The sequence below is a fragment of the Zeimonas arvi genome, assembly GCF_008039575.1.
Classification (GTDB): Bacteria; Pseudomonadota; Gammaproteobacteria; order Burkholderiales; family Burkholderiaceae_E; genus Zeimonas; species Zeimonas arvi.
The window spans coordinates 915,849-928,203 of record NZ_VDUY01000001.1 but is presented as its reverse complement, the minus strand read 5'-3'; the positions used below and the strand labels follow the sequence as shown (position 1 = coordinate 928,203).

The following is a 12,355-nucleotide window of genomic DNA, read 5'->3' as shown; positions in this document are numbered from 1 at the left end:
TTTCGTGGAGACGGGTCGGCGGCGATAATCGCTGCAAGGCAAGGCGAAGACAGGGCGGAGGCAGAAGATGGGGCGGATCGGAGACAGCCTGGCGGGCAAGCGGGTGCTCGTCACGCAGGCCGGGGATTTCATGGGGCCGGTGCTGGCCGAGGTGTTCCGCGAGCACGGCGCCACGGTGTTCGCCGACGAGTCCTCGATGGAGGATCCCGGCGCGCCGCAGCGGGCGGCCGAGGCCGCCGGTCCGGTCGACGTGCTGATCGCCAACCTGGGCGTGCCGGCGCCGTCCACCCGCGCGCACGAGGTGGGCGATGCCGAGTGGCGGCACGTGTTCGCCAACATCGTCGACCCGCTGCCGCGCCTGTTCCGGGCGGTGCTGCCCGGCATGCTGGAGCGCCGCGCGGGCAAGATCGTGGTGATGGGCAGCGCCACCGCCTTCCGCGGCCAGAAGCGCACCTCGACCTACGCCGCGGCGCGCGGCGCCCAGGTCTCCTACGTGCGCGCGGTGGGCGCCGAGGTGGCCGCCAGCAACGTGCAGGTCAACCTGATCGCGCAGAATTTCGTCGAGAACCCGATGTACTACGGGCCCGAGGTGCAGGCGCTGCCGGCCTTTCAGCGGCGGCTCGAGCGCGAGGTGCCGGCGGGCCGGCTCGCCACGCCGCGCGAGGACGCGCTGTTCGCGGTCTTCCTGGCCAGTTCGGAGGTGAACTTCTTCGCCGGCCAGAGCTTTCCCTTCGCGGGCGGCTGGGTGAGCTGAGCGCGGCGCCCGCGCAGTCGCGCGGGGCGGCACGCCGAGGCGCTCAGCCCGGCGGCAGCGGCCGCGGCTGGCGGTCCTCGTCGGTGGCCACGTAGGTCAGCGTGGCCTCGGTCACCTTGACCACCTCGTCGACCAGCCGGTTGCGCTGCGCGTAGACCTCCACGAACACCGTGATCGAGGTGCGGCCCACCTTGACCACGTCGGCGTAGAAGCTGAGCAGGTCGCCCACGAACACCGGCTGCTTGAACACGAAGGAATTCACCGCCACGGTGGCCACCCGGCCGTTGGCCCGGCGCACCGCGGGCAGCGACCCGGCGATGTCCACCTGCGACATGATCCAGCCGCCGAAGACGTCGCCGTGAACGTTGGCGTCGGCCGGCATGGGCATCACGCGCAGCACCGGCATGCGGCCTTCGGGCAGCGAGGTGGTCGTGGCTTCCATCCGCGGTTCTCCGGTATTCGGGGGTTCGTCGGAGAATAGCGCTTTTGTCGGGCCCCATCCCGGGCCTTCACCGACCCCGTACCGGCCCCTGCGACATGCGAAGAAGCGCCACCCTCGACCCGCCGCCCGCCGGCGCGGGCCCGCAGCCCGCCGGCGACTGGCACACGGTCGCCCGGCTGCTGCCCTACCTTTGGACCTGGCGCTGGCGGATCGGGTTCGCGCTGTCCTGCCTGGTGGCGGCCAAGCTGGCCAACGTGGGCGTGCCGCTGGTGCTCAAGGAGATCGTCGACGCGCTCGACGTGCGCGACGACGCGGCCCGCGCCGCGCTGGTGGTGCCGGTGGCGCTGCTCGCGGGCTACGGACTGCTGCGGCTCGGCGTGACCCTGTTCACCGAACTGCGCGAGCTGATCTTCTCTCGGGTCACCCACGACGCCTCGCGCACGATCACGCTGCAGGTCTTCCGGCACCTGCTGTCGCTGTCGCTGCGCTTTCACCTCGACCGTCAGATGGGCGGCATGTCGCGCGACATCGAGCGCGGCGCGCAGGGCATCTCCAGCCTGATCTCGTTCACGCTCTACAGCGTGCTGCCCACGCTGATCGAGATCCTGCTGGTGGTCGGCTACCTGGCGCTGAACTACGACCGCTGGTTCGCCGCGATCGCGGTGGGCGCGCTCACGCTCTACGTGGTCTGGACGGTGAAGGTCACCGAGTGGCGCACCCAGTTCCGCCGGCGGATGAACGAGCAGGATTCGCGCGCCAACACCCGGGCAGTCGATGCGCTGATCAACTACGAGACGGTGCGCTACTTCGGCAACGAGGACTTCGAGGCGGGCCGCTACGACGAGAACCTGCGCGAGAAGATGCGCGCCGCGATCCGCTCGCAGGCCTCGCTCAGCGTGCTCAACCTGGGGCAGAGCCTGATCATCGCCACCGCGGTGACCCTGCTGCTGTGGCGGGCCACTGCCGGCGTGGTCGACGGATCGATGTCGCTGGGCGACCTGGTGCTGGTCAACGCCTTCATGATCCAGCTCTACGCGCCGCTGAACTTCCTGGGCGTGCTCTACCGCGAGATCCGCCAGGCGCTGACCGACATGGAGCGGATGTTCCGCCTGCTCTCTGAGCAGCGCGAGATCGACGACGCGCCGGGCGCGCCGCCGCTGCGGCTCGAGGGCGCGCCGGCGGTGCGCTTCGAGCGGGTGTCCTTCGCCTACGAGCCGGCGCGGCCCATCCTGCACCAGGTGGATTTCGAGATGGCGCCCGGCACCACCACCGCGGTGGTCGGCGCGAGCGGCGCCGGCAAGTCCACGCTGGCCAGGCTGCTGTTCCGCTTCTACGAGGTGGGCGCGGGCCGGATCGCGATCGACGGCCAGGACATCCGGTCGGTCACGCAGGCCAGCCTGCGCGCGGCGATCGGGATCGTTCCGCAGGACACGGTGCTCTTCAACGACACCATCCGCTACAACATCGGCTACGGACGGCCCGGCGTCGGCGAGGACGAGATCGTCGCGGCGGCGAAGGCGGCCCGGCTCCACGATTTCGTTCAGGCCCTGCCCAGGGGCTACGACACCATGGTCGGCGAGCGCGGGCTCAAGTTGTCGGGCGGCGAGAAGCAGCGGGTGGCGATCGCGCGCGCCCTGCTCAAGGATCCGCCCATCCTGGTGCTCGACGAGGCCACGTCCGCGCTGGACAGCCGCAACGAGCAGGCGATCCAGGGCGCCCTGCGCGTGGCGGCGGCCAACCGCACCACGCTGGTCGTTGCGCACCGGCTGTCCACGATCGCCGACGCGGCCCAGATCCTGGTGATGGCCGACGGCCGCATCGTCGAGCGCGGCACCCACGTGCAGTTGCTGCGCGCCGGGGGCGAGTACGCGCGGCTGTGGGCGCTGCAGCAGCGCGACGCCGAGCCGGGCGCTCAGCGCGAGGCGCCCGCGCCGGCATAGCTGCGAATCGGGACGGCCCGCGGGGGCCTACGGCCCCGAGTTCTCGCCCGACTCGGGCCGGCCGCCCCACGGCCGCGCCGTGCCGGGCGCGGGCGGCGGCCGGCTGCTGCGCACGCCGTTGCCGTCGGGGCGCGGCGGGCGCCCGGCCTGCGGGCCGCCGTAATCCGGTCGTCCGCCGGGTTGCCAGCGGTTCGGCGGCGGGGAGGGCCGCGGCTGCCCGGCGTGGTAGCCGGGCGGGCGGTATCCCGGGTGCGGGCGATAGCCGGGCGCCGGCCGGTAGACCGGGGGCCGCTCGATGTAGACGGGCGGCGGGCTCACGATCACCGGGGGCGGAATGTAGCGCGGCGGCACGACCACCGTCGGCGGGTAGGAGGGGACGTAGTAGGGATCGACCCAGACCGGCGCCGGCGGGTAGGGCTCCGCGTAGACCGGGGCGGGCCCGACCGGATAGCCCTGGTCGTAATAGACCGTGGACGCCGGGGTCACGCAGCCCGCCAGCAGCAGCGTACCGCCCAAGGCCAGGGCGCCGACCAGGCGGAGGCCGTTGGACCCGGGGCGGGGGCCGGTGCTTCGATTCGCATTCATGCTTTCCAGAACGGCTGCGGCCAGCCCGCCGTTGACCTCCTCGGCGAGGCTTTACACTCGCTAACAGAGTTCACAGGATCGCCAGAGGAGGGCGGACAATGACGACACACCGGATCGCGGTGATTCCCGGCGATGGCATCGGCAAGGAGGTCGTGCCCGAGGGGCTGCGCGTGCTCGACGAGGCCGCCCGCAAGTTCGGCATCGACCTGCGCTACGACCACTTCGACTTCGCGAGCTGCGACTGGTACGCCAAGCACGGCGAGATGATGCCGGCCAACTGGAAAGACCAGATCGGCGGGCACGACGCGATCTTCTACGGCGCGGTCGGCTGGCCGGCCACGGTGCCCGACCACATCTCGCTGTGGGGCTCGCTGCTGCTGTTCCGGCGCGAGTTCGACCAGTACATCAACCTGCGTCCGGTCCGGCTGATGCCGGGCGTGCCCAGCCCGCTGGTCGGCCGCAAGCCCGGCGACATCGACTTCTACGTGGTGCGCGAGAACACCGAGGGCGAGTATTCGTCGGTGGGCGGCAAGATGTTCCCGGGCACCGACCGCGAGGTGGTGATCCAGGAGTCGATCTTCACCCGCACCGGCGTCGACCGCGTGCTGCGCTACGCCTTCGAGCTCGCGCGCAAGCGCCCGAAGAAGCACCTGACCTCGGCCACCAAGTCGAACGGAATCTTCATCTCGATGCCCTACTGGGACGAGCGGGTCGCCGAGATGCAGAAGCAGTATCCGGACCTGAAGGTCGACAAGTTCCACATCGACATCCTGACCGCGCATTTCGTGCGCAACCCGCACTGGTTCGACGTGGTGGTGGCCAGCAACCTGTTCGGCGACATCCTGTCGGACCTGGGCCCGGCCTGCACCGGCACGATCGGCATCGCGCCGTCGGCCAACATCAACCCCGAGCGCGACTTCCCCTCGCTGTTCGAACCGGTCCACGGCTCGGCCCCGGACATCGCCGGCAAGGGCGTCGCCAACCCGATCGGGCAGATCTGGTGCGGCGCAATGATGCTCGAGCACCTGGGCCACAAGGACGCCCATGACGCGATCCTCGCGGCGATCGAGCAGGTCACCGAGCACGGGCCGCGCACCCCCGACATGGGCGGCAAGGCCAGCACCGCCGACGTTGGCCGCGCGGTCGCCGAGGCGCTGGCTTCCGGTTGAAAGTGCCAAAAGTCAGGCCGGCGATACGGTTCCGGCGCCGGGAGCTGTCCGGATCGGTTAGATTCGGGCCGCTATTCCATTCCCAGGGAGCATTCCGATGTTCGTACGTCTGATGGCTGGCGCTGCCGGCCTGGCGCTGTCCTTCGCCGCCGGGGTCGCCTCGGCCCAGGACTACCCCACCCGCCCGATCGCGATCACCGTGCCCTTCGCGGCGGGCGGCCCCACCGACACGGTGGCGCGCACCGTGGCCGACGCGATGGCCAAGCACCTGCCCGGCGCCAACATCGTCGTCGAGAACACCGCCGGCGCCGGCGGGACGATCGGCGTGGGCAAGGTGGCGCGTGCCAAGGCCGACGGCTATTCGCTGCTGGTCTTCCACATCGGGATGGCCACCGCGCCCTCCCTGTACCGCAAGCTGCAGTACGACCCGCTCGAGGACTTCGAGTTCATCGGCATGATCAACGAAGTGCCGATGACCATCATGGTCAAGAACGACCTGCCGGCCAGGAACATGACCGAGCTCGTTCCCTACCTGAAGGCCAATGCCTCGAAGGTCACGCTGGCCAACGCCGGCATCGGCGCCGCTTCGCACCTGTGCGGCCTGATGTTCCAGTCGGCCATCGGCCAGGAGCTGGTCACCGTGCCGTACAAGGGCACGGCGCCGGCGATGGCCGACCTGATGGGCGGCCAGGTCGACCTGCTGTGCGACCAGACCACCAACACCACGCCGCAGATCAAGGCCGGCAAGGTGAAGGCGGTGGCGATCACCTCGCCCAAGCGGATCCCGTCGCTGCCCGACCTGCCCACGATGATCGAGCAGGGCCACAAGGACTTCGACATCTCGATCTGGCACGGCATGTACGCGCCCAAGGGCACGCCCAAGCCGGTCATCGACAAGCTGGTGGCCGCGCTGCAGAAGGCGCTCGAGGACGAGAACCTCAACAAGCGCTTCGCCGACCTGGGCGCGACCACCGTGTCGAAGGACCGGGCCACGCCCGAGGCCCTGCGCAAGCACCTGGCCGCCGAGATCGACCGGTGGCGTCCGGTGATCCAGAAGGCCGGCGTGTACGCCGACTGATCGCCGATTCGCGGCGTTCCCCGAGGCGGCTCGCGCGGCGCGCAGGCCGGCCGGGCGCCGCGCCCGCTGGGTTAAAGTTCGCGGGATGAATCCCCGCGAGCTGCTTCTCGAAAGCTTCCGGGCGGCGGTCGACGCCGCCGACCCGCTGAAGACCCTCTCCGGCTTCCTGCCCGCGCCCGAAGAGATCGGGCGCTTCCGCCGCACGCTGGTGGTGGGGGCGGGCAAGGCAGCCGCCAGCATGGCCCGCGCGGTCGAGCAGGCCTGGCCTGCCGGGGCGCCGCTCGAGGGGCTGGTCATCACCCGCTACGCGCACGGCCTGCCCTGCGACCGCATCCAGGTCGTCGAGGCCGGGCATCCGGTGCCCGACGAGGCCGGCGAGCGCGCTGCCGCCGACATCCTTTCGCGCGCCGCCGCGCTGGGGCCGGACGACCTGCTGCTGGTCCTGGTCTCGGGCGGCGGCTCCAGCCTGTTGAGCCTGCCTGCCGACGGCGTGCCGATGGCCGATCTCAAGGCGGTCACCCGCGCGCTGCTCGCCAGCGGCGCGCCGATCCAGGAGATGAACGTGGTGCGCAAGCACCTGTCGCGCATCCAGGGCGGCCGGCTGGCGCAGGCCACCCGCGCGCGGGTGCTGGCGCTGGTCATCTCCGACGTGGCCGGCGACGACCTGTCGGCGATCGCGAGCGGCCCCTGCGCGCCCGATCCGAGCACCTACGCCGACGCGCTCGACGTGCTGGCGCGCTGGGACGTCGAACCGCCGGCCTCGATCGCGCGGCGCCTGCAGGCCGGCGCTCGCGGCGAGATCGGCGAGACCCCGAAGCCCGGCGATCCGCTGTTCGCGCGGGTGCGCAGCGAGCTGGTCGCCACCGCCCATCGAAGCCTCGAAGCCGGGGCCGCGGTCTTCGAGCGCGCCGGCGTGCGCGCCGCGATCCTGGGCGACACGGTCACCGGCGAGGCTCGCGACGTGGCCCAGGTGATGGCGGCACTGGCGCGCGAGATCGCCTCGCGCGAGGCGCCCTTCGCGCGGCCGGTGGCGCTGGTCTCGGGCGGCGAGTGCACGGTCACCGTGCGCGGCCAGGGGCGCGGCGGGCGCTGCGCCGAGTTCCTGCTCGCGCTGGGCCGCGAGCTCGACGGCCTGGCCGGCGCCTGGGCGATCGCGGCCGACACCGACGGCATCGACGGCGTGGAGGACAATGCCGGCGCGGTGCTGGCCCCGGATTCGATCGCGCGCGGGCGCGCCGCCGGGCTCGACGCGCGCAGGCTGCTCGACGACAACGACGCCTGGCGATTCTTCTCCACGCTGGGCGACCTGGTGGTCACCGGGCCGACCCGAACCAACGTCAACGACTACCGGGCGATCCTGCTGCTGCCTCGCTGAGGCGCGGTCGTCGTCCCGAACCACGCACGGAGTCCCGATTGAACGACAGGCAAGCGACGGCGACTCTCTCGCTGACCCGCCCCGACGACTGGCACCTTCACCTTCGCGACGGCGAGGCGTTGCAGGCGGTCGCCGGCACGAGCGCGGCGCAGTTCGCCCGCGCGATCGTCATGCCCAACCTGAAGCCGCCGGTCACCACGGTCGCGCAGGCGCTGGCCTACCGCGAGCGGATCGTGGCCGCCCTGCCGGCCGGCAGCGACTTCGAGCCGTTGATGACGCTCTACCTGACCGACGTCACGCCGGCCGACGAAATCCTGCGGGCGGCCGAAGGCGGGGTGGTGCGGGCGGTCAAGCTCTACCCGGCCGGCGCCACCACCAACTCCGACGCCGGGGTCACCGACATCGCGAAGCCGCGCGCCGCCCTCGAGGCGATGCAGCGGGCCGGCATGCCGCTGCTGGTGCACGGCGAGGTCACCGATTCCGACATCGACGTCTTCGACCGCGAGGCGGTGTTCATCGACCGGGTGCTCGAGCCGCTGCGCCGCGACTTTCCGGCGCTGCGCATCGTCTTCGAGCACATCACCACCCGCGAGGCCGCGCAATACGTGGAGCAGGCCGGCGAGGGGATCGGCGCCACGATCACCGCCCACCACCTGCTCTACAACCGCAACGCGATCTTCAGCGGCGGGCTGCGGCCGCACTGGTACTGCCTGCCGGTGCTCAAGCGCGAGATCCACCGCCAGGCGCTGGTGGCCGCGGCCACCAGCGGCAATCCGCGCTTCTTCCTGGGCACCGACAGCGCGCCGCACCCGGCCCGGCTCAAGGCCCACGCCGCCGCCTGCGCGGGCTGCTACACCGCGCCGCACGCGATGGAGCTCTACGCCACCGCCTTCGAGCGGGCCGGCGCGCTGGACCGGCTGGAAGCCTTCGCCAGCTTCAACGGGCCCGACTTCTACCGGCTGCCGCGCAACGCCGGCCGCATCACGCTGCGGCGCGAGCGCTGGACCATCCCGGAGTCGCTGCCCTTCGGCGACGACGACATCGTGCCGCTGGCCGGTGGCGAGCCGCTCGACTGGAGGCTGGTCGCCTGAGGCGGGCGGCGGAGCCGGGCGCGCAGGTGGAGCCCGCTGCGGGGCCGCCCTGGCTCGCGCCCTTCGCCGCGTGGGCGACGGCGAGCGATCCGCGCCCGGTCGGGCGGCTCGATCTCGGGCGGCTGAACGCGCTGGCCGAGGCGCGCGGCCTGGCGCTGGAAGGCGGAACGCCGGTGCGCTTCGTCGACGCGGCGGCGGCCGGGCCGATGCCCTACGAGCTGGCCATCGCCGCGACCGGCGAGGTGCCGACCCGCGTCGACGGGCCGGGCATGGTGCACGACTGGTTCAACGCCCTGTGCTGGCTGCGCTGGCCGGCGATCAAGGCGCGGATGAACCGGCTGCAGGCCGAGGCGATCCGCGCCCGGCCGGCCAGCCTCGCCGGACCGCGCGGCGCGCTGCGCGACGCGATCACGCTGTTCGACGAAAGCGGCGCGCTGTTCCTCGCCGACGACGAGGGCGCGATCGCCAGCCTGCGGGGCTTCGACTGGCGGGGCCTGTTCGTGGCCCGGCGCGAGACCTTCGCCTCGCGCGTCCGCGTGCTGGTCGTGGGCCACGCCCTGCTCGAGAAACTGCAGTCGCCGTACAAGGCTCTCTGCGCGCACGCGCTGCCGGTCGCGATGGCGCTCGACGACGTCGCTCCCGGGCGGCCGGACGCGCTCGATCGCCTCGATGCCGCGGTCGCCGCGACGCTCGACGCCGGCGCGCTCGCGCGCGAACGGCTGGCGCCCTTGCCCCTGCTCGGCATCCCCGGATGGTGGCCCGGCAACGAGGACCCTGCGTTCTACAATGACGCCTCCGTTTTCAGACCAGGCAGACGAAGGAGTTCCCCGCAATGAAGATCCTGATCACCGGCGGCGCCGGTTTCCTGGGCCAGCAGCTCGCCCGCGCGCTTCTCGACCGCGGCTCGCTGCGCCTGGCCGGCGGCGAGGCGAAGGTCGACCGGATCGTCTGCTTCGACCAGGGCGCCGGCGCATTGCAGGATGCTCGCGTCGAGTACCGCACCGGCGACATCGCCGACCCGGCCACCGTGCGCGGCCTGATCGATCGCGACACCGCGGTGGTGGTGCATCTGGCCGCGGTGGTCAGCGGCGGGGCGGAAGCCGACTTCGACCTCGGCATGCGGGTCAACCTCGACGGCACCCGGCTGCTGCTCGACGCCTGCCGGACGGCGGGCCACCAGCCGCGCGTGCTGTTCACCAGCTCGATCGCGGTCTTCGGCGGCGACCTGCCGGCGGTGGTCACCGACGCGACCACGCCCACGCCCCAGGGCTCCTACGGCATCCAGAAGCTGGTCGGCGAGCTGCTGGTTGCCGACTACAGCCGCAAGGGCTACATCGACGGCCGCGCGGTGCGCGTGCCCACCGTGGTGGTGCGCCCCGGCGCGCCGAACGCCGCCGCCTCGGGCTTCGCCTCGGGCATCATCCGCGAGCCGCTGGCCGGCGTCGCGGCGATCCTCCCGGTCGAGCCGGCCACGAAGATGTGGGTCGCCTCGCCGCGCGCGGTGGTCGGGATGTTCCTGCACGCGCTCGAGCTCTCGCCGCAGGACTGGGGCTGGAACCGCTCGATCAACCTGCCGGGCCTGGTCGTCAGCATGGAGGAGGAGCTCGCCGCGCTGCGCGAGGTGGGCGGCGACGCCGCGGTCGCGCTGGTGCGCCACCAGCCCGACGAGAAGGTGCTGAAGCTGGTCCGGACCTGGGCCGCGAACTTCGATACCGCCCGCGCCCTGGCCATGGGCTTCCGCGCCGACCCGGACTTCGCGACCATCGTTCGCGCCTACATCGAGGACAACCCGACGGCGATCAAGCTGCCGGGTGTGCGCCGATCGGCGTAAAATCCCTTTCCAGGGAGCGGGCCGGACGGCCGCTGGCCGCGGCCTCGCGCCGCGACTGGAGGAAGGTCCGGACTCCGCAGGGCAGGGTGCTGGCTAACGGCCAGGCGCAGCAAGCCGAAAGGCCCAGGGCGACGGAAAGTGGAACAGAAAGCATACCGCCCAAGCGGCAGCCGGTTCGCCGGCTGCCGACGGCAAGGGTGAAACGGCGAGGTAAGAGCTCACCGCGGTCGTGGCGACACGACCGGCACGCCAAACCCCACCCGGAGCAACATCGAATAGGCATGCGCGGCGCCTCCGGGCGCCACAGGACGGCCCGTCCGAGCATGCGGGTAGATGGCTCGAGCGGCCGGGCAACCGGTCGCCCAGACGAATGGTCGTCACGCCGGGCTTCGGTCCGGCGAACAGAATCCGGCCTACAGGCCCGCTCCCCCCTTTTCTTCACAAAGCACATTCACGTGCTCGCCCAAGTCATTAATCGGGCGACGATTTCCTTGGTCTCGAGCTTCTCAACAAGCTTCGCTAAGTCTTTGTCCGGACTGGAAATTCCCCGTCTGGCCGGCTTGCCATGGCGCAACCTTTTCCGTAAAGTGGTGACTTGTGCAGATAAGTGCAAATTAGTGGGATCAGGAGCCCTTCCGGTGGGGCGCCGTCCCAGGCACGCAGCCGGATTGGATGGGCATGTTCCAAGGAAGTTCAGCGCTGTTGCTCGATGCGAAGGGACGGATGACCGTCCCGTCGAAACATCGTGACGCGCTGGGCGTGGAATGTGAGCACAAACTTACACTGACCCGCCACCCCGACGGCTGCCTCCTGCTCTTCCCCCGTCCGATCTGGGAGGCGCAGCGCGAGCGCCTCGCGGCGCTGCCGATCTCGGCGCGCGCCTGGACCCGGATCTTTCTCGGCAGCGCCTGCGACGTCGAGATGGACGGCACCGGCCGCATCCTGATTTCCCCGGAATTGCGCACCGCGGCCTCGTTGTCGAAGGAGGTGATGCTGCTCGGCATGGGCAGCCACTTCGAGATCTGGGACGCCGCGACGCTGGCCGAGAAGGAGAAGGCCGCGATCGCCGCCGGGATGCCCGACTCCCTCGCGAACTTCAATTTCTGACCCGTGAAGGCGCCCGGCGATGAACCGCGCGAACAACGGGCCCTGGAATCCGGACACGAACCGGTCCTGCTCGATGCCTGCCTTCGCGCCCTCGCGATCCGGCCTGACGGCTGCTACCTCGATGGCACCTTCGGGCGCGGCGGTCACAGCGCGGCGATCCTGCGCGAGCTCGGCCCTGGCGGCCGCCTGCTCGCGATCGACCGCGACCCGGCCGCGGTCGCCGCGGGGCGGGCCTGGACCGATCCGCGCTTCTCGATCGATCACGCGCGCTTCTCCGAGATCGGCGCGGTGCTGGCGGCGCGCGGCCTGGCCGCGGTCGACGGGGTCCTGCTCGACCTGGGGGTTTCCTCGCCGCAGCTCGACGAGGCGCAACGCGGCTTCAGCTTTCGCGCGGACGGGCCGCTCGACATGCGGATGGATCCGACCCGGGGCATCTCGGCTCGGCAGTGGCTGCTCGAAGCGTCCGAGCAGGACATCGCAAAGGTGGTGAGGGAATATGGGGAAGAACGGTTTGCTGTTCCGATTGCACAGGCGATTGCTGCTTGCCGCCGGGACGCCGGCGACGACGCGCTCCGCACGACAGGAGAGCTTGCCGCACTCGTGGCTGGTGTCGTCAGGCGGCGCCAGAAGCGGGCGGAGGTGGGCAAGGACCCGGCCACACGCACCTTTCAGGCTCTACGGATTTTCGTCAATCAGGAGCTTGAGGAACTCGCGCTAGTCCTCGATCGCGCAGTGGCCTGCCTGTCCCCGGGCGGGCGGCTCGCGATCATCAGTTTCCACTCGCTCGAGGATCGGATGGTCAAGCAGTTCATCGCCCGTGAAGCAGGCCGCGACGCTCCGCGCGATCCGGTGACCGGCGTGCCCCGGCCGCTGGTCGCCGCGCGGCTGCGCCCGGTGGCGCGGGTGCTGCCCGGCGAGTCCGAGATCGCCGCCAACCCCCGCGCCCGCTCTGCGGTGCTGCGGGTCGCCGAGCGCCTCTGAGC

12 protein-coding genes and 1 other RNA gene are annotated in these 12,355 nt (G+C 71.4%); 11 read left to right on the top strand and 2 right to left on the bottom strand.

Translation table 11 applies throughout. From position 1 onward, the window contains the following. Window positions 1–67: 67 nt before the first annotated feature. The gene (locus FHP08_RS04295; RefSeq protein WP_187272158.1) at window positions 68–754 is read left to right on the top strand and encodes an SDR family oxidoreductase; all 687 of its coding nucleotides are present in this window, start codon (window positions 68–70) and stop codon (window positions 752–754) included. Window positions 755–797: 43 nt separating this feature from the next. On the opposite strand, the gene FHP08_RS04290 is transcribed toward FHP08_RS04295, so the two are convergent. Continuing rightward, window positions 798–1,196, bottom strand: coding sequence for an acyl-CoA thioesterase (locus FHP08_RS04290; protein WP_147703040.1), 399 nt, complete (start codon window positions 1,194–1,196; stop codon window positions 798–800). Window positions 1,197–1,291: 95 nt separating this feature from the next. Between FHP08_RS04290 and FHP08_RS04285 the strand changes: the two genes are divergently transcribed. Next, the gene (locus FHP08_RS04285; protein ID WP_147703039.1) at window positions 1,292–3,136 is read left to right on the top strand and encodes an ABCB family ABC transporter ATP-binding protein/permease; all 1,845 of its coding nucleotides are present in this window, start codon (window positions 1,292–1,294) and stop codon (window positions 3,134–3,136) included. 27 nt (window positions 3,137–3,163) lie between these two features. On the opposite strand, the gene FHP08_RS04280 is transcribed toward FHP08_RS04285, so the two are convergent. Continuing rightward, entirely contained in the window at window positions 3,164–3,721 is a 558-nt protein-coding gene (locus tag FHP08_RS04280; protein ID WP_147703038.1) for a hypothetical protein, read from the bottom strand. A 98-nt stretch (window positions 3,722–3,819) separates the two neighbouring features. On the opposite strand from FHP08_RS04280, the gene FHP08_RS04275 reads away from it, so the two are divergent. The 9 genes from FHP08_RS04275 (at window position 3,820) to rsmH (ending at window position 12,353) form a co-directional block, all read left to right on the top strand. Next, window positions 3,820–4,890 (top strand): tartrate dehydrogenase, encoded by a 1,071-nt coding sequence (locus FHP08_RS04275; RefSeq protein WP_147703037.1) that lies wholly within the window; start codon window positions 3,820–3,822, stop codon window positions 4,888–4,890. A 97-nt stretch (window positions 4,891–4,987) separates the two neighbouring features. After that, entirely contained in the window at window positions 4,988–5,968 is a 981-nt protein-coding gene (locus tag FHP08_RS04270; protein WP_147703036.1) for a tripartite tricarboxylate transporter substrate binding protein BugD, read from the top strand. An 85-nt stretch (window positions 5,969–6,053) separates the two neighbouring features. Beyond that, the gene (locus tag FHP08_RS04265) at window positions 6,054–7,343 is read left to right on the top strand and encodes a glycerate kinase type-2 family protein (protein ID WP_147703035.1); all 1,290 of its coding nucleotides are present in this window, start codon (window positions 6,054–6,056) and stop codon (window positions 7,341–7,343) included. 38 nt (window positions 7,344–7,381) lie between these two features. Continuing rightward, entirely contained in the window at window positions 7,382–8,434 is a 1,053-nt protein-coding gene (gene pyrC, locus FHP08_RS04260) for a dihydroorotase (protein WP_147703034.1), read from the top strand. A gap of 26 nt (window positions 8,435–8,460) precedes the next feature. Then, window positions 8,461–9,270: a DUF3025 domain-containing protein gene (locus tag FHP08_RS04255; protein WP_147703033.1), complete on the top strand. Its 810-nt coding sequence runs from the start codon at window positions 8,461–8,463 to the stop codon at window positions 9,268–9,270. Continuing rightward, window positions 9,267–10,265 (top strand): D-erythronate dehydrogenase, encoded by a 999-nt coding sequence (denD, locus tag FHP08_RS04250; RefSeq protein WP_147703032.1) that lies wholly within the window; start codon window positions 9,267–9,269, stop codon window positions 10,263–10,265. The genes FHP08_RS04255 and denD overlap by 4 nt, the downstream gene beginning before the upstream one ends. Window positions 10,266–10,278: 13 nt before the next feature. Then, window positions 10,279–10,697: RNase P RNA component class A (rnpB, locus tag FHP08_RS04245), an RNA gene on the top strand. A gap of 246 nt (window positions 10,698–10,943) precedes the next feature. Continuing rightward, a complete protein-coding gene (gene mraZ, locus FHP08_RS04240; RefSeq protein ID WP_147703031.1) occupies window positions 10,944–11,372 on the top strand; it encodes a division/cell wall cluster transcriptional repressor MraZ in 429 nt (142 codons plus the stop codon). A 42-nt stretch (window positions 11,373–11,414) separates the two neighbouring features. Next, the gene (gene rsmH / locus FHP08_RS04235) at window positions 11,415–12,353 is read left to right on the top strand and encodes a 16S rRNA (cytosine(1402)-N(4))-methyltransferase RsmH (RefSeq protein ID WP_147703128.1); all 939 of its coding nucleotides are present in this window, start codon (window positions 11,415–11,417) and stop codon (window positions 12,351–12,353) included. The last annotated feature ends 2 nt before the right edge of the window (window positions 12,354–12,355 follow it).